The sequence below is a fragment of the Dyadobacter sp. NIV53 genome, assembly GCF_019711195.1.
In the GTDB taxonomy this organism is placed as follows: Bacteria; Bacteroidota; Bacteroidia; order Cytophagales; family Spirosomataceae; genus Dyadobacter.
Genome location: NZ_CP081299.1, coordinates 1,914,596 through 1,930,935, shown reverse-complemented (window position 1 = coordinate 1,930,935; position 16,340 = coordinate 1,914,596). Strand labels below are relative to the sequence as shown.

Genomic DNA, 16,340 nt, shown 5'->3' with positions numbered 1-16,340 from the left:
TAAGTACTGCCAGTTTGCTTTTACCAATTAATTGACGTTTTTAAGTAGCCGGTACTCATTTGGTGTCTGTCCCACCCGCTGTTTAAAAAGGCGGCTGAAATGCTGGGGATACTTGAATCCGAGCTCGTAAGCGATTTCTCCAACTGATTTGTCCAGGTCAAATACCCTTTCCTTGGCCATATTGATGATCGTCATCTGAATGAATTCCTGAGCTGACTTTCCGGTATCCTTTTTTATCAGATCCCCGAAATAATTTGAGGATAAGTTGAGTTCTTCGGCACAATATGCCACGGTAGGAAGACCGATTTTTGTTGGCTTATCTGACTGAAAATATTGATTTAAAAGGCTGTCAAATCTTTCCAGAATACCTTTATTAGCGGTTTCGCGGGTAATGAACTGGCGGTCGTAGAACCTGACACAATAGTCCAAAAATAGCTCAATATTAGCTGCTATAAGTTTTTTACTGTGTTTGTCAATTCCCTGTCCCAGTTCATATTCAATTTTTGAAAAGCAATCCCTGACAATCATTCGCTCCTTTTCAGAAAGATGCAAGGCTTCACTAACTTCATAGGAGAAAAATGTATAATCACTCATATGCCGTCCAAGCGTCGTACCCTGCAAAAGATCTGGGTGAAAAACCAATGCATACCCCTGTGGCTGATAAATGTTTTCTTTGTCATTTTCACCTATAATCTGGCCTGGCGCAAGAAAAATGAGTGTCCCTTCCTCATAATCATATGTATTAAGTCCATAACGCAAATCACCGCAATAAATCTGTTTGAGAAAAACAACATAAAACTCGTAAGCCATTCGGCGAAGTTCCCTGGGATCAGCCTTTGAAAGATCGACAATGCTCACCAACGGGTGAAGCGTAGTGTGATTATTGAAGGCGTTATATTCCCGGATTGTCTTGAATCTTAGTACATCTTCCATAAAACTTTTTGTTAATTATTTGTTTAAAAACATCGTTAGTAGAAGGATGGTTTATCCCAGTTGGTATTGGGCTCACCAACTCCCAGACTCGTTTTTATGTATTTTCCGGATTTGTCTTCTATTATATCAACAATGAGTTGGGCAACCGCCTGCCTTGTCACCTGTGCTCCCTCAAATGGCTGTCCTTTATAGGTGAGATGATATTTTTTGTTGCCTTCCAGGTTATAAAGCCATGTTAATCGAAGAATTGTGTAGTTCAATTCAGGAACTTCTACCAGGGCGGCCGATTCGCTATGTTTTTGAATACCGTTTGCGCCAACCATACTGATGTTCCATTTACCAAAAGCGCCTGGTACTTCATTATATATTCCCAATATAGAAGCTACAATAATTCGATTTAACCCCGCTTCCTTCATGGCATTGACTATGGTTTGGGTATTTTTACTATTTCCCATATCGTTTACATAAACGACATCTACACCGTCCATAGCTTCCAATAAGGTTTTATGATCCTGGAAATTGCCCGAAATAATCGTCACCCGCGATGTGTCCTTTGGTTTCAACCTTGTGTTGGCACTGCGCGCATAAAGCACTAGCTGATGATCGGTTTGTTCAACTAAATAGTCGGTCAGCATTCTTCCTATCTGGCCAGCGGCACCCAATATCAAGATTTTCATAGTTCAATTATTAAACAGCAGTAATTAGAATGCATTATGGTTTCATTGTTCAGTCAGGCTAGCAATATTTCCTGCATGTACCTGTTTTTTCATCACATAAGGCGGTACTTCAATCAGCTATCATCTGATTAAGGTCGCTGGATTATACTACCTGGCCTTTAATTCAAGTCTTTAAATATCCGGTATTCGTTTGGTGACTGGCCAATATGTTGTTTAAATAGCCTGCTGAAATGCTGTGGGTATTTAAATCCCAATTCAAAAGCTATTTCATTAATGGTTTTGCTGCCATCAAATATCCGTTCTTTTGCCGCCTCAATCACCTTGGTTTGTATATACTCCTGAGCGGATTGTCCAGTCTCTCTTTTTACCAGGTCACCAAAATATTTGGGGGATAGATTTAGCTCGCTAGCGCAATATGCGACCGACGGCAATCCTATCGTTTGAGGTTTATCCGAAGCAAAATAGCTGCTTAAAAGTGCCTCAAATTTTGCTAAATAACCTTTATGAATAGTGTCACGGGTGATGAACTGGCGATCATAGAAACGCACGCAGTAATCCAGGAACAATTCAATATTGGCAACAATAAGTTTTTTGCTGTGCTTGTCGATGGCCCGTTCCAGCTCATAGCTGATTTTGCCAAGGCAATCCATCACAATTTGCGTTTCGCGCTTCGATAGATGAAGTGCCTCGTTTAGCTGATAGCCAAAGAGGGAATACTCATGCATTCTTGTATTCAGAGCAGTACCATGCAGCAGATCCGGATGAAATACCAGTGCATGTCCTTTGGGCTGGTACAGCTCTCCGTCATTTTCCACTGTGAAAACCTGTCCGGGAGCCATGAAAACCAGCGTGCCTTCCTGGTAATCGTAATATTCTTTACCATACCGAAGGTCCCCGCAAATTACCTCTTTAAGGAAAATGCCATAACATCCCAGGTACTGGCTGGTTTTTCGCCGGGGACTTGCTGTTGACAGATCAATAACGCTTACCAGCGGGTGCAAAGTTTCCTGCTGATTGAATGCATTGTACTGGCTTACAGAGTCAAACCGAATTATATCTTCCATAATCTCATCTTATTTTAGTGATGCTAAATTACTGCTTAGATACGGTCTTTGATCATATCTATGACCAAATCAGGAATATTGGTAGACAAATCAGGAATCTGTATACTATTTGCTCATTAAATAAAGTCGACATTTACAATGCAATAAATGCATGGGAATATCCTAAAATTTAATCCTCATATCAAGGACAAATGTATTTGTTTGGAAGGGCAATGATATAAAATCTAAATCGAATAAAAATGACTGGATTTAACACAATACTGTTGCTGTGTGCCATGATCACAGAAAACTGCAAAGCACAGAATTCAGCATTTAACAATAAAATGAAAACTCAAGATGAAACCACAATCAACGGAACATTGGGCAAGCATCTGACTGCCGCCGATCTTGTTGAGGATATTGCCGGGCATCCGGCATTTAAGGGTTTTGGTGAATTGATGTTGCCAAGGGATAATAATTCATCTAACTATAAAACTTCAATTAATAACATTTCCTCCCTGTTGCCTTATCACAATGCTGTTAATCCTGATGACGTAGTAAAGGCGCTCAACCGCCTGATTGATGATGCGAACCAGAACAAAACTATCTATTACAGCTTCTATAATGAGCAGCAGAAAAAGCAGGACCCTGCGAAAAATAATACCGGACTGTTTTTCTTTCGCGGAGATCCGGATGCACCTTTTGCCATAATCTGTCCCGGTGGAGGATTTGCCTACGTGGGTTCGTTGCATGAAGGGTTTCCATTAGCATCTGAAATCAGCAAAAAGAAATTCAATGCTTTTGTGATACGTTACCGGATTGGCAGTGAACAATGGGCTACTGAGGATCTGGCAAATGCGATACGTTTCGTTTTCGAAAATGCTTCCACATTAAAAGTAAATACCAAAGATTATTCATTATGGGTCGGCTCGGCGGGAGCAAGAATGGTGGGGAACATTGCACAGTACGGCGTTAACGCCTTCGTGCCGGGTAATTATCCCAAACCTGTTACCGCTGTTATTTCTTACACCGGGCAATCTTCATACAGCAAGGATTTTCCTTCCACATTCATCAACGTCAGTGCCGACGACGGGATAGCCAATGTAAATACAGTAGAACGGCGGGTTCAAAATCTGAAAAATGCAGGTGTCACTGTTTCTTATGAACGGTACAAAAATGCAGGTCATGGGTTTGGTCTGGGAACAGGTACAGATGCCACAGGTTGGCTAAACAATGCAGTGGTTTTTTGGAAGAGTCAGATGAGTCGGTAATTGAATAAGGGAGTTAAGTCATCATAAACACAATAAGAAATGAGAAAAATAATAGCAGGATTAGCCGTTTTTTTTAGTCTGGGTTTGCATGCACAACCCACAGTTCATACTAATTCCGGAGACCTTCGTGGTGCAACAGAAGGAGAGGTCGACAGCTTCAAGGGAATTCCTTATGCAGCCGCGCCGGTAGGAGAGTACCGCTGGCGGCCACCGCAACCCTTTCCTGGCTGGCAAGGAGTACGGGAAGCGAGCAAATTTTGTGCAGATTGTGCGCAGGCTGCCTGGCCGCGTACTGGGGGAAAGATTGCGGAAAACACATCCGAAGATTGCCTTTTTCTTAATATATGGAAGCCGGCTGGTGTTAAGTCAGGAGCGAAATTACCAGTTATGGTCTGGATCTATGGTGGCGGCTTTGTGGGAGGCAGCGGCTCCCGCCCTGAAACTTTCGGCAATCAGTTTGCAAAGCAAGGCGTCATTCTATTGACTTTTAATTACCGTCTGGGACGGCTTGGCCATTTTGCTTTTCCTGCATTGACTAACGAGCATTCAAACGAACCAAAGGGCAGTTATGCTTATATGGATCAGGTTGCTGCGCTCAAATGGGTGCAAAAGAATATTGCAGCATTTGGTGGTGATCCCAATAATGTTACGATTTTCGGAGAGTCTGCCGGCGGTGTTTCGGTGCATTCACTTCTGACCATTCCGGCTGCAAAAGGATTGTTTCAAAAAGCAATCATTGAGTCCGGCGGTGGCCGCGACGGCGTTTTATCAAGCAGACCAATAAGCAAAGAAAATGCCGACAAATATTACCCTATTTCAGCGGAGACAATAGGCGTAAATTTTGCCGTCAAACATGGTATCGAAGGTAAAGATGAGGCAGCTTTGACTAAACTCCGTTCGCTTTCCGTAGAGGATATTGTAGATAGCGGACAAGAAAGCAATGGCCAGGGAGGAGCTCCCATTTACGCCGGCCCAATCCTGGATGGCAAATTTGTTGTGGAAACATTCGAGAGCGCATACAAGGCTGGCAGGCAGATACGTGTACCACTTATAATTGGTTCAAACAGTGCAGAAGTGCCTGCTGGTTTTGTCAATGCGAGGTCAAAAGAAGAGTTACTGGCACAATTTGAGCCTGTGAAAAAGGAGCTCGCTACGGCCTATGATCCGGAAGGTAAAGCAGATTTGGCCCAAATACTTACGATGGTTAATACAGATAAGGTATGGGCTGAACCAGCCAGGTTCACTGCAAATACATATACAGCCAAAGGCGACCGGGCCTTTATTTATCTTTTTTCTTACGTTTCTGAGCCGATGAAACAGAGAATGAAATATGGTGCATCTCATGCATCCGAAATCGCTTATGTCTTCAACAATCTAACTTCGCGGGATGGAGCAGCAATCGCACCTAAGGATATGGAAGTTGCCAAAATGATGAATACTTATTGGGCAAATTTTGCTAAAACCGGGGATCCAAATGGAAGCGGACTTCCGAAATGGCCCGTTTATGATCCAAAAAAAGGTGAGATTATTGAGTTTAAGAGCGATGGTTCTGCCGTAGGTGGTCCCGATCCAAAGAAAGCACGGCTGGATGTAATGGAAAAGGCTGCGGAAAAGTAGAGGGTGTAGCTTCGAAACAGGAATTTAGTTGGTAAGTAATACCTAATGAAACAAAAATTATGAACATCGCCCATATATTCACGACATCTTTTATACTTGTCGCCATATTTACGACAACAGGTCGATCACAGACATCGAGGCAATCACTAGCTGACGGACAGCGTCTTTACACCGTCAATTGCGCAAATTGTCACGGAGAAGCAGCACAGGGAGCAGTCAAAGCGGGCATCGAAATTTCAATTATTACCGAGCGGGGTGGGAAGCAACCGCCCAACCTGACGGATCAGGCCTGGGATCATGGTTCTACTGATGCTGAAGTTTTCACCTTGATCAAGAAAGGCTTTCCTTCGGGGATGATGCCGCCCTTCGAAGGACGCCTCTCAGACGTCGAGATCCGAAATGTAGTCTCTTATGTTCGCTCTCTTGCATCGGCACAAGGGGTGGCAGTATCCACTGGGGCAGTATCTACAGCGGCACTGCCGAAGAAAACCGGACCTGCCACTCCGACCACTGATCGTACACTTAAGTTAGCCGATTACCTCGAAATGCCGATTACCGGTGACATGTCGGCCGACCGCGTGGCCGGGGTGCTCGCACGAGGGAGTATCATGCTTGATGAACCGGGGAGCCGACGTTCCTTCCTAAATGACCTGACCGGTCCGCTATATATTCTCAACAAGCAGACAAAACAACTTACAACGTATCTGAATTTCAACGGCACGGGCGATCACGGTGGATTATTTCCAAAGTTCTCGTCGACAATGGGCTACGCTGCGGGTCTGATGAACTTCGTTTTCGATCCGGACTATAAGCGAAACGGAATATTTTATACGCTCCACATGGAAAATACCGCCACGCCTCAAGAGACCGTAACCCCGAAGGCTGGCATAGTGCCCGGATTGGACTTGACCGACTACAAGACCACACCAGCGCTGGCAAAGCCGGTTGCTCCCGGCGATGTGCGGTTCGAACGTGAGTTGGTTATCGTGGAGTGGAAGGATCAGAATATCGGGAACACTACTTTCGAGGGTACGGCACGTGAGGTATTTCGTCTATATGTTCCCGGACTCTTTCATCCACTCAATGAAATTACTTTCAATCCCACAGCGCGGCCAGGCGACGCCGACTGGCGGGTTATGTACCTGGGCATTGGAGACGCAGGTACGGGTGAGCGGCCTGGGCCCATGCGGTTGCATGCCCAACGGCTTGACACTTTTAAAGGCAAGGTTCTTCGCATAATTCCCTCATTGAGCGAGCATGCTTCGGTAAGTACGGTCAGTGAGAACGGCCAATACCGGATTCCCAACGACAACCCTTTCGTCTCGGTTGCCGGGGCAAGAAAGGAAATCTGGGCATACGGTCTGCGTAATCCGCACCGCCTGACCTGGTATATCAACCCTTCACGCCCACGCGAGCCAGTACTGTTAGCCTTCAACATTGGACTCGTTAGTTGGGAGACGGTGATGATCATCAAAAAGGGAGCTAACTATGGCTATCCGCTACGGGAGGGAACCCAGAGTATGGCTGAAGGTAACGCGATGGGGCCATTGCCGACGGACGATATGATTGCAGTTCAGCTCTCAGACACAGTAACGCGTGGCACGGTAAAGCCAACCTATGCGGTCGTTGCATATCCCCACGCACCCGGCGGTGGCGATGCGATTGCCAACGGTTTTGCCTACCGTGGGAAACGAATTCCAGCTTTAAAAGAGACCTTTGTTTTCAGTGACATCACGACGGGCCGTATCTGGTACGCATACATGAAAGATGTGCTGGCGGCCGATGATGGTAACCCGCTTACTTTGGCCCCCATTCACGAACTTGGCACCCAACTTCGGGCACTTTCGGAAGAAACTTATCGAAAGCGCGGCGGCAAAAATCCGGGCCTGCCTGGCAGAGGCGCCATCGCAGGGGCCGGTCGTATTGACCTGCGGTTAGCTGAGGATAGTGACGGAGAACTATACCTGATTACGAAAGCAGACGGGATGATCCGTGCAGTTGTAGGCGTTCAGTAGGAAGAAACCAGCTATTAAAATTTATTGCTTACTGGAAAAGCGGCGGACAATTTTAGGCTTGATGCAGTTTTACAACAGGAATATTGGTAGGTAAAACAGGAATTGGTATACTAAATCTGCCAGTACAAGTCAGGAACTTTGCATCATCAACAAAAACAAAAAACAAAATGGAAAAAGTAAAATTAAATAATGGTATAGAAATGCCCCTTCTGGGTTTTGGCGTTTTTCAGGTTCCTGATCCTAAGGAATGTGAACAAAGCGTACTGGATGCGATTGCATCGGGTTACCGTTTAATTGATACAGCCGCTTCCTATGGAAATGAAGGAGCAGTAGGGGATGCGATTAAAAAGAGCGGTGTTCCGAGGGAGGATCTCTTTATCACAACCAAGCTCTGGATACAGTCCAACGGATATCAGGACACTAAAAAAGCCTTTGAAGTCTCACTGAAAAAATTACAGCTGGATTACCTGGATCTGTATCTGATCCATCAGCCTTTTGGTGATGTATATGGGGAATGGAGAGCAATGGAGGAATTGTATAAGGAAGGCAGAGTCAGAGCAATCGGCGTCAGCAATTTCCAACCCGACAGACTTATGGATCTGATTGTTCACAACGAAATCATTCCGGCTGTTAACCAAATTGAAACCCATCCTTTTCATCAGCAAACAGAAGCACAAAAGTTTCTGGTTGAGAACAATGTCCAGATCGAGTCCTGGGGACCATTTGCAGAAGGGAAAAATGGCTTGTTCCAAAACGAGCATTTAGCATCCATCGGTAAGAAATATAACAAAACGATCGCGCAGGTAGTAGTCCGCTGGCTTACGCAAAGAGGGGTCGTCGCCATTCCTAAATCTGTACGTAAAGAAAGAATGGCAGAGAACTTCAACATTTTTGATTTTCAGCTAAGTACTGAGGATATGGATGCTATCAAAGTGCTGGATACAAACGCCAGCAGCTTCTTTGACCATCGTGATCCTGCCATGGTTAAATGGCTGGGTGAACGAAAACTTTAATTCCACCTCGTTATAAAATCATAATCATAAAATATTACAATGAACCAAATCGAAGATAGAATTGCGCTTAGGGAATTAGTTGACACCTACGCCATCTATGGCGATCAAAGAAAGATGCGTGAGCAGGCCTTACTTTTTTCTGAAAACGGGGTGGTAGAGTTGTATTTTGATGGTCAGCTGACTTCAACCCTGACCGGACGTAGCGAAATCGAAGATACGTTTACATCTTTCCTGAGCAATTTTGAAACGGCTTATCACTTCAATGGACAACAAACAGTCGTGTTAATTGATGGTTCTAAGGCCACGGGAGTTGCCTATTGCACAGTAACGCTTATTGGCACAGAAGATGGGACAAAGATGAAAACGACAATTGGTATGTATTATCATGATGAATACGAAAAGTCAAATCAACAGTGGCTAATCAGTAAAAGAAAATCAGTATTTACCTGGCAGGATAAACAGGCTCTAAATTAACCTTCGATTTATTGATCATACGAGCTTCGACGAAGCCTACTACTGTCGTTTGTCGAAATTCAACGCTGTTGGGGATTGATCTTTTGCCGTTCGGCGAATTGAGCTGAAAATGACGATTCAAATATTTAGATTCGGCGTTAGTGTGGCAGCATTTTACATGCAATTGCATATGTTCAAAAATGAGAAATAATAGGATCGTGGGAAATTATGAATGCCGGACGAAAGAAAGCCAGAAGATAAATAACAAATAAAGAATTATGAAAAAGGTATTGATATTAATGATTGTAATATCCGCTGCATGGTCTAACCGGGCAGTGGCGCAGACTTCACCTATATTTCCAAAAGGTGAAAAAGCAGCTAATGTACATCATGTAGGAGATGTATGGCTCACAGAATTAAGTCCGGCTGATAGTGTTTTCAGTTACGGCACGTCGGTTGCTATTTTTGACCCTGGTGCAAGGCTTAACTGGCATAGCCATCCGGGAGGCCAGATCCTTATCATTACAGATGGCGTAGGGTATTATCAGGAAAAAGGCAAAACAAAACAAACCGTCAAAAGAGGGGACGTAGTTAAATGCCAGCCGGGCATAGAACATTGGCATGGAGCAACTCCTGAAAGCGGCGTAACCTATATTGCTACTTCACCAGCGCAGAAAGGAAAAACAATATGGCTGCAAAAAGTTGCCGATGCGGAGTACAACAGTAAGAAATAGATTTTAACCTAAACTACGAACTTATGCAAACTCAAACATTTGTAAAAACCTTTCTGAAAGTATCAGTTCTTGGATTGTATTTTCTGATTTTCATTACAGAAACTTCGAAGGCACAAACGCCAGGTAAATCGGAACAGGAAATCCTCACGCTCTCAAAAGATAAATGGCAATGGATGTCTGACAAGAATGTGGATAAGCTTAATGCCTTATTCAATGAAAAAGCCATGTTTGTTCACATGGGCGGCAGCTGGGGTAAAAGCCGGGAATTAGACGTAATCAAATCGGGTAACATTTGGTATAAAAAGGCAACTGTACATTCGGCTTCTGTCAATTTTATTGGCAACACTGCTATCCTTTTAAATGATTTAGACCTGGTGGCAGTAGTTGGAGGAAACGAGGTAGTAAATCCGTTTATGGTGACCGAGGTTTATGTCAACGAAAATGGCAAATGGACAATGGGCTCGCTCACTTTCTCAAAGCTGGCCAGGGCAGTTAAGTAATGGTTTGCATAAATGTCGTTGGCGATATATAAGGGATTGTTATCGAACCTAATCGTTGCTATTTATAAAACAACAAAAATTACCAGAACTTCTGGTTCCTACAAACAATGTTTCAATGGACAATTCAATAGAACAATCTGCTTCAAGTTTTAACCGCCGCGATCTGCTAAAAACAGGATTGACGCTAGCCGGTGGGGCATTACTGTCTACTGCCGGCCAAACATCGGCAAGTGCAGCAGGTACTAACTCCAGGCCACCGAAGACAAAAGTATCGACAAGACGTAAGCTTGGCAAACTTGAAGTCTCCAGCATCGGTTTGGGCGTTCAGAATATGAGCCGCACCTATCAAACGACGATCCCTTCCCGGACTGAAATGCACAACATCATCCGGACAGCTTATGATAATGGCGTTACGCTGTTTGATGCTGCCGAGGCTTACGGTCCTTTTGAGGTAGAAAAAATTCTGGGTGAAGCACTTGTCCCGATTCGGAACAAAGTGGTTATTGAAACCAAGTATGGCTGGAATATTGATCAAAAAACCGGTCAGCGTCTTCCAGGTCTGAATAGTCGTCCGGAACATATTAAGGAGGTAGTTGAAGGAATGCTGACACGTTTAAAAACCGACCGTATAGATTTATTATATCAGCACCGGGTGGATCCAAATGTTCCGATTGAAGACGTTGTGGGAGCAATTAAAGATCTTATCAAAGAAGGAAAAGTACTTCATTACGGACTATCAGAACCAGGACCACAAACGGTTAGACGGGCACATGCCATTCATCCGGTAACGGCGATTCAGAATGAATATTCTCTTTTATGGCGGGGACCGGAAAAAGTAATCATTCCGCTTTGCCAGGAATTGGGCATTGGCTTTGTTCCATGGAGTCCACTTGGTGTTGGGTTTCTGACGGGAGCTATTGATGCAAATACAAAGTATGCTCCGGGTGACATTCGCGGTGGGGAATCCAGGTTTTCCCCTGAGAATATTGCGAATAATCTGGCACTTGTGGATTTGGTCAAAAAGTGGGGTGCGCAAAAACAAGCCACTGCAGCCCAGATATCACTTGCATGGCTTTTGGCGCAAAAACCATGGATTGTGCCTATTCCAGGCACAACACAAATGGCGCACATGCTGGAAAACAATGGTGCAGATTCGGTAAAGTTTACTGTGGACGAGTTAACTCAGTTTAATACAGAACTGGCAAAAATTGAAATTAAAGGAGCTCGTTTGCCGGAATTCGTGCTTGCATTCTCCGATGTTGAAGCGCCGGTAAAGAAATAGGTGTTTGACTGTCAGTAGTTGGAGCAAGCCAGGTTTTTTAGCTGGATGATTAGAAATCTGTTTTAGGTTGAATGTGAATTTTTAACGCATGTCAAAATATAATTATCTATGACTGATTATCTTAAAGTGCTGTTAATAATTTATCCATTGTTTACGGCTTGCACCACAGATAAACCGGAAATTAATATACCCTCTGTTGAAACTCCGCCAGAAACGGATACTTCGAGCATCTCACCAATTGGTGAAGGGACTATCCTTCTCTGGCCTCAAGGTAACATGCCTGCAACCACTACCACTCAGTCAGTAGCAAACTCGGGGAACCCTGATGGCCCCAATTTTCGTCCGTTTATGGTATATTTCCCTGTTAAAGAAGGAATTGCAATAAAAGGGGCCGTGCTTATTTGTGCTGGTGGTGCTTTTCAGTTCCGCAATAATAACGGAGAAGGAACACCTGTGGCAAGGGCGTTAAGCGAATTGGGCTATCAAAGTTTTGTAGTTAACTACCGGCTAAGCCCATATACCCAGCAGGAAGGAGCATTGGATCTGGCCCGGGCAGTTAGGTTTGTCAGGCTCCATGCAAGTGAATACGGAATTAAAGAAGACGATATTGCTGTCATGGGATTTTCAGCAGGTGGCATCCTCTGTGGTGAAATGGCATTGAATTATAAAGGATCTGTTAATGGTTCATCACTTGATACCCGGTATGTTCCTGATTCACTGGACAGAATCTCAGCTAACGTAGCGGCAATCGGGCATATCTATTCTTTTTATGGTAGACTCAGCGTAGCATCTACGGATGTTGAAAGGTTCAGAAATTCTAATCTGCCTCCTGCATTTTTTTGTTATGGTACACGCGATCCGTTTGTAACGCAATTTGGAGCTTGTGTAACTGCACTCAAGCAGGCTAACGTACCAGTCGAAACGCTTGTTCTCCAAGACTGGCCACACGGTTATGGGTATAGAGGAGATTGGATACCTGCTTTTGACAGTTGGCTCGTGAAACAATTTTAGTAATTAATATGAGTTGAACAACGAAGTGGAAAATCCTTTTTTAGGATTACCGTCTTCAGTTTGTATAAATTCCCTTCTCTTTCATCAGGTTACCTTGAATATTTGACTACTCATCTTTTCAATCATATCAAACATGGAAGACACAATCAGTAAAAAAGTAGAAACAGGTTTCAACCGACGTAATTTTTTTAAGACAGGTTTAGGTCTGGCAGGCGGAGCATTGCTGACTACTGCTTGCACGGATCATTCACCTGAAGGAGATACCAATTTGCCTGATCAGCAGGTCAGCAGCCGGCGAAGGCTGGGTGGCACACTGGAAGTATCCGGCATTGGTCTTGGTGTGCAGAACATGCATCGTACATATCAAGGCACAGTTCCTTCCAGACCCGAAATGCTCAATATCATCAGGACTGCTTATGACAAGGGTGTTACCTTGTTTGACACAGCAGAAGCATACGGCCCCTGGGAAAGTGAACGTATCCTTGGCGAAGCGGTCGCCTCTTTTCGAAACAACATCGTTATAGAAACAAAGTATGGCTGGAATATTGACCAGCAAACCGGTCGTCAGCTAGCGGGTTTGAACAGCCGTCCAGAACATATCAGGCTCGTTGTAGAAAATATGCTTACACGTCTTCGCACCGACCGTATTGACTTGCTATATCAGCACCGGGTAGATCCAAATGTTCCCATTGAAGACGTTGCCGGTGCAATCAAAGATCTGATTGACCAGGGAAAGGTGCTTCATTATGGATTTTCCGAACCCGGGCCACAAACCGTCAGACGGGCACACGCTATTCATCCGGTTACAGCTATTCAAAACGAATACTCGCTATTATGGCGGGGACCGGAAGATGTGATCATTCCGCTTTGTGAGGAGCTCGGTATCGGCTTTGTATGCTGGAGCCCGCTTGGTGTTGGCTTTCTAACAGGAACTCTGGATGCAAATACACGCTTCGCTCCCGGAGATCTTCGAGGCTCAGAGACACGTTTTTCGCCGGAGAATCTACCTAACAATTTGAGACTTGTAGATTTGGTGAAAAAATGGGCTGTACAAAAAGAAGCAACTCCTGCCCAGATATCGTTGGCTTGGCTGATGGCCAAGAAACCGTGGATTGTGCCAATTCCAGGGACAACACAAATGGCGCACATGTTGGAAAATAACGGTGGAGATAGCATAACATTTTCAGCAAGTGAGCTCAGCCAGTTTAATTCAGAATTATCAGCGATTGAAATCCTAGGAGCCCGTTTGCCTGCCGGGGTCTTAGCTCTATCGGGTGTAGAAGCACCACCGAAGCTATAAATATGAAAAACATAATTATTACAATAATATTAGCTGCGGCTATGACCTGGACTAATGCAAATGCACAATCAATAACCCCTAAAAAGATATTGATTGTGTATTTGTCAAGAACGAATAATACGAAGGCGGTAGCTGAAATGATCCAGAAAAATGTAGGCGGAACATTGACATCGCTGGTACTGGCAAAGCCTTATCCGAAGAATTACAAGGCAACCGTAGACCAGGTAGCAAGGGAAAATGAAACTGGCTTCCTGCCGCCTTTGAAAACGAAAATCGAGGATATTGAAAAATATGATGTCGTGTTTGTCGGCTTTCCTACCTGGGGCATGAAACTGCCGCCACCTATGAAAAGCTTTTTGAAACAATATGATCTGGTCGGTAAAACGGTTATTCCTTTTAACACAAATGGAGGTTATGGTGTTGGGAGTACTTTCGAAACGGTGAAAGAACTTTGTCCTGAATGCAAAGTACTGGAAGGTTATACAACCAAAGGCGGATCTGAAAGGGACGGGCAACTGCTGATGATCAAAGAAGACAAGGCAAAGCAGACGGAGACTGATATAAAAAAGTGGCTGCAAAAACTTAAAATGATATGAGGCCAAAGAGGATATTGATGATTATTTCAGCGTTCATTTTCAATGAAGTGGCGGCTGCTAATAAAACCTTTAAAAGTGATAGTTTGGATACGAAGCAGCGAAGCATCGTATCCATTTCTGCATTCACTGCAAAAGGGGATTTGCAAGGTTTGAAGCAGGCATTGAATGAAGGATTGATAGCCGGTCTTACTATTAACGAGGTTAAAGAAGAGCTTATTCACTTGTCGGCCTACTGTGGTTTTCCCAGAAGTTTGAACGGAATTAACACATTTAATACCGTGCTGACTGAGAGAAAATCAAAAGGCATTGCTGATCCGGAAGGGCAGAAACCTTCAAAAGTGGCAGACGTTAACAAATATCAAACGGGTAAAAAAGTCCTGGAATCACTCACAGGAAGGTCCGAAACTGGTCCAAAAACCGGATATGCGGCTTTTATCCCTGCGATTGATACGCTTTTAAAAGAACATCTTTTCAATGATATATTTACCCGCGGAGTACTTGACAACAAGCAGCGGGAGCTTTCCACAATATCTGCCCTGACCGCACTGGGAGGTGTAGAATCTCAGTTGGGCGGGCATATAGGAATTTGCCTGAATTTGGGGTTTACGGAGCAACAGATCCGGCAATTACTTTCAATCATTGAGATCAAAATAGGAAAAAATGAAGCGGCTGCAGGCATGCAAGTTTTAGAAAGAATTACGAGTACAAGAAAATAATAAACTAACTCACCATGGCGAAAATCACTTTAAGTATCAACAAAAAAGAGTATCCCCTCGAAGCGGATCCTCAAATGCCGCTCCTGTGGGCAATCCGGGATCTGGCTGGTCTGAAAGGCACAAAATATGGCTGCGGCGTAGCCCAGTGCGGTGCTTGCGTGGTGCATCTGGACGGAGAAGCTGTCCGGTCATGTGTCACCAAAGTAAGTAGGGCAGTAGGTAAGCAAGTCGTAACAATTGAGGGTTTATCGGAAACGAATTCTCACCCGGTGCAAAAAGCCTGGCAGGAAATAGATGTTCCTCAATGTGGGTATTGTCATTCAGGACAGATCATGTCCGCGGTTGTTCTGCTGCGTGAAAATCCTAATCCGACTGATAAGGATATCGATGATGGCATGGCAGGTAACATATGCCGGTGTGGTACGTATCTGCGTATTCGTGCAGCGATTCATCTGGCCGCAGAAGCGCAGAAAAAAGCAGCTCCGCAGGGCTAATTCCAGACATCTAAATCTTATTATATGAAGCAAGATCCAAAAGCCGGAACGGGTAATTTCGTTTCCGTAAAGACAGCCGCTGTGCTGTCCATATTAGTATTTATCATCGCCGTAGGAGCGTCCGCGTTTAAAAAAGACGAAGCACCGGTGAAAAAAATCACCTTCAGTACTATTAACCGGGACAGTATCGAATCTGTCAAAGCATTTGAAACGGTATATAAGACGTTGATGAGTCCCCGCTGTATGAACTGTCACCCGGCTGGTGATATACCATTACAAGGCGATGACAGTCATTTACATGTTATGGGACCTAAACGTGGTGTAGAAGGTAAAGGTGTGTATGCGATGAAATGCTCGAATTGCCACCAGGAAACCAATACACCGGGTTTGCATACACCTCCTGGTAACCCCGACTGGCATTTGCCGCCTGCTGCTATGAAGATGGTTTTCGAAGGGAAAAGTGCTCATGAGCTTGCTATACAGCTGATGGACAAGAAAAAGAATGGCAATAAAGACATCAAAAAGCTGATAGAACACGCAGACGATGGGCTGGTGCTTGCAGTGTGGAATCCTGGGGAAGGAAGAACTTTGCCGCCAGTGAGTCACGCTGAATTTAAAAAAGCATGGCTGACATGGATCAAAAAAGGTGCTTATGCGCCTAAAAAGTAACCCATTCATCAACGAC

At 44.3% G+C, this 16,340-nt stretch carries 17 protein-coding genes and 1 pseudogene; 15 read left to right on the top strand and 3 right to left on the bottom strand.

The features are described from left to right. Positions 1 to 27: 27 nt before the first annotated feature. The 3 genes from KZC02_RS07910 to KZC02_RS07900 form a co-directional block, all read right to left on the bottom strand. A complete protein-coding gene (locus KZC02_RS07910) occupies positions 28 to 933 on the bottom strand; it encodes an AraC family transcriptional regulator (RefSeq protein ID WP_221393606.1) in 906 nt (301 codons plus the stop codon). A 35-nt stretch (positions 934 to 968) separates the two neighbouring features. Next, positions 969 to 1,610, bottom strand: a complete 642-nt coding sequence (locus tag KZC02_RS07905; RefSeq protein ID WP_221393605.1) for an NAD(P)H-binding protein — start codon at positions 1,608 to 1,610, stop codon at positions 969 to 971. 158 nt (positions 1,611 to 1,768) lie between these two features. After that, a complete protein-coding gene (locus KZC02_RS07900; RefSeq protein ID WP_221393604.1) occupies positions 1,769 to 2,674 on the bottom strand; it encodes an AraC family transcriptional regulator in 906 nt (301 codons plus the stop codon). Positions 2,675 to 2,997: 323 nt separating this feature from the next. On the opposite strand from KZC02_RS07900, the gene KZC02_RS07895 reads away from it, so the two are divergent. The 15 genes and pseudogenes from KZC02_RS07895 (at position 2,998) to KZC02_RS07830 (ending at position 16,324) form a co-directional block, all read left to right on the top strand. Beyond that, positions 2,998 to 3,924, top strand: a complete 927-nt coding sequence (locus KZC02_RS07895; RefSeq protein ID WP_221393603.1) for an alpha/beta hydrolase — start codon at positions 2,998 to 3,000, stop codon at positions 3,922 to 3,924. A 39-nt stretch (positions 3,925 to 3,963) separates the two neighbouring features. Continuing rightward, complete coding sequence (locus tag KZC02_RS07890; protein ID WP_221393602.1) at positions 3,964 to 5,541, top strand: carboxylesterase/lipase family protein; 1,578 nt, start codon at positions 3,964 to 3,966, stop codon at positions 5,539 to 5,541. Positions 5,542 to 5,600: 59 nt separating this feature from the next. Beyond that, a pseudogene (locus KZC02_RS32860) lies at positions 5,601 to 6,998 on the top strand (c-type cytochrome); the annotation flags it as partial. Positions 6,999 to 7,004: 6 nt separating this feature from the next. Then, complete coding sequence (locus KZC02_RS33250) at positions 7,005 to 7,556, top strand: hypothetical protein (RefSeq protein WP_409014282.1); 552 nt, start codon at positions 7,005 to 7,007, stop codon at positions 7,554 to 7,556. A gap of 167 nt (positions 7,557 to 7,723) precedes the next feature. After that, complete coding sequence (locus tag KZC02_RS07880; protein WP_221393600.1) at positions 7,724 to 8,569, top strand: aldo/keto reductase; 846 nt, start codon at positions 7,724 to 7,726, stop codon at positions 8,567 to 8,569. 39 nt (positions 8,570 to 8,608) lie between these two features. Then, complete coding sequence (locus KZC02_RS07875) at positions 8,609 to 9,043, top strand: nuclear transport factor 2 family protein (RefSeq protein ID WP_221393599.1); 435 nt, start codon at positions 8,609 to 8,611, stop codon at positions 9,041 to 9,043. A gap of 257 nt (positions 9,044 to 9,300) precedes the next feature. Further along, positions 9,301 to 9,756, top strand: a complete 456-nt coding sequence (locus tag KZC02_RS07870; protein ID WP_221393598.1) for a cupin domain-containing protein — start codon at positions 9,301 to 9,303, stop codon at positions 9,754 to 9,756. 23 nt (positions 9,757 to 9,779) lie between these two features. After that, positions 9,780 to 10,256: a nuclear transport factor 2 family protein gene (locus KZC02_RS07865; RefSeq protein ID WP_221393597.1), complete on the top strand. Its 477-nt coding sequence runs from the start codon at positions 9,780 to 9,782 to the stop codon at positions 10,254 to 10,256. 115 nt (positions 10,257 to 10,371) lie between these two features. After that, positions 10,372 to 11,538, top strand: coding sequence for an aldo/keto reductase (locus tag KZC02_RS07860; RefSeq protein WP_221393596.1), 1,167 nt, complete (start codon positions 10,372 to 10,374; stop codon positions 11,536 to 11,538). Between the two features lie 108 nt (positions 11,539 to 11,646). Beyond that, the gene (locus tag KZC02_RS07855) at positions 11,647 to 12,549 is read left to right on the top strand and encodes an alpha/beta hydrolase (protein ID WP_221393595.1); all 903 of its coding nucleotides are present in this window, start codon (positions 11,647 to 11,649) and stop codon (positions 12,547 to 12,549) included. A gap of 133 nt (positions 12,550 to 12,682) precedes the next feature. Then, positions 12,683 to 13,849 (top strand): aldo/keto reductase, encoded by a 1,167-nt coding sequence (locus KZC02_RS07850; protein WP_221393594.1) that lies wholly within the window; start codon positions 12,683 to 12,685, stop codon positions 13,847 to 13,849. Between the two features lie 2 nt (positions 13,850 to 13,851). Further along, a complete protein-coding gene (locus KZC02_RS07845) occupies positions 13,852 to 14,445 on the top strand; it encodes a flavodoxin (RefSeq protein WP_221393593.1) in 594 nt (197 codons plus the stop codon). A gap of 17 nt (positions 14,446 to 14,462) precedes the next feature. Continuing rightward, positions 14,463 to 15,161 (top strand): carboxymuconolactone decarboxylase family protein, encoded by a 699-nt coding sequence (locus tag KZC02_RS07840; protein WP_221393592.1) that lies wholly within the window; start codon positions 14,463 to 14,465, stop codon positions 15,159 to 15,161. Positions 15,162 to 15,175: 14 nt separating this feature from the next. Beyond that, the gene (locus KZC02_RS07835; RefSeq protein ID WP_221393591.1) at positions 15,176 to 15,655 is read left to right on the top strand and encodes a (2Fe-2S)-binding protein; all 480 of its coding nucleotides are present in this window, start codon (positions 15,176 to 15,178) and stop codon (positions 15,653 to 15,655) included. Between the two features lie 24 nt (positions 15,656 to 15,679). Next, positions 15,680 to 16,324, top strand: coding sequence for a hypothetical protein (locus KZC02_RS07830; protein ID WP_221393590.1), 645 nt, complete (start codon positions 15,680 to 15,682; stop codon positions 16,322 to 16,324). Positions 16,325 to 16,340 lie beyond the last annotated feature (16 nt).

What these genes read in the sequence shown, in the direction of transcription:
- KZC02_RS07905 (WP_221393605.1), bottom strand. Translation starts at nt 1,610, where the DNA reads ATGAAAATCTTGATATTGGGTGCCGCTGGCCAGATAGGAAGAATGCTG.
- KZC02_RS07865 (WP_221393597.1), top strand. Translation starts at nt 9,780, where the DNA reads ATGCAAACTCAAACATTTGTAAAAACCTTTCTGAAAGTATCAGTTCTT.
- KZC02_RS07910 (WP_221393606.1), bottom strand. Translation starts at nt 933, where the DNA reads ATGGAAGATGTACTAAGATTCAAGACAATCCGGGAATATAACGCCTTC.
- KZC02_RS07875 (WP_221393599.1), top strand. Translation starts at nt 8,609, where the DNA reads ATGAACCAAATCGAAGATAGAATTGCGCTTAGGGAATTAGTTGACACC.
- KZC02_RS07835 (WP_221393591.1), top strand. Translation starts at nt 15,176, where the DNA reads ATGGCGAAAATCACTTTAAGTATCAACAAAAAAGAGTATCCCCTCGAA.
- KZC02_RS33250 (WP_409014282.1), top strand. Translation starts at nt 7,005, where the DNA reads ATGATCATCAAAAAGGGAGCTAACTATGGCTATCCGCTACGGGAGGGA.
- KZC02_RS07850 (WP_221393594.1), top strand. Translation starts at nt 12,683, where the DNA reads ATGGAAGACACAATCAGTAAAAAAGTAGAAACAGGTTTCAACCGACGT.
- KZC02_RS07890 (WP_221393602.1), top strand. Translation starts at nt 3,964, where the DNA reads ATGAGAAAAATAATAGCAGGATTAGCCGTTTTTTTTAGTCTGGGTTTG.
- KZC02_RS07900 (WP_221393604.1), bottom strand. Translation starts at nt 2,674, where the DNA reads ATGGAAGATATAATTCGGTTTGACTCTGTAAGCCAGTACAATGCATTC.
- KZC02_RS07895 (WP_221393603.1), top strand. Translation starts at nt 2,998, where the DNA reads ATGAAAACTCAAGATGAAACCACAATCAACGGAACATTGGGCAAGCAT.
- KZC02_RS07870 (WP_221393598.1), top strand. Translation starts at nt 9,301, where the DNA reads ATGAAAAAGGTATTGATATTAATGATTGTAATATCCGCTGCATGGTCT.
- KZC02_RS07845 (WP_221393593.1), top strand. Translation starts at nt 13,852, where the DNA reads ATGAAAAACATAATTATTACAATAATATTAGCTGCGGCTATGACCTGG.
- KZC02_RS07855 (WP_221393595.1), top strand. Translation starts at nt 11,647, where the DNA reads ATGACTGATTATCTTAAAGTGCTGTTAATAATTTATCCATTGTTTACG.
- KZC02_RS07880 (WP_221393600.1), top strand. Translation starts at nt 7,724, where the DNA reads ATGGAAAAAGTAAAATTAAATAATGGTATAGAAATGCCCCTTCTGGGT.
- KZC02_RS07860 (WP_221393596.1), top strand. Translation starts at nt 10,372, where the DNA reads ATGGACAATTCAATAGAACAATCTGCTTCAAGTTTTAACCGCCGCGAT.
- KZC02_RS07830 (WP_221393590.1), top strand. Translation starts at nt 15,680, where the DNA reads ATGAAGCAAGATCCAAAAGCCGGAACGGGTAATTTCGTTTCCGTAAAG.
- KZC02_RS07840 (WP_221393592.1), top strand. Translation starts at nt 14,463, where the DNA reads ATGATTATTTCAGCGTTCATTTTCAATGAAGTGGCGGCTGCTAATAAA.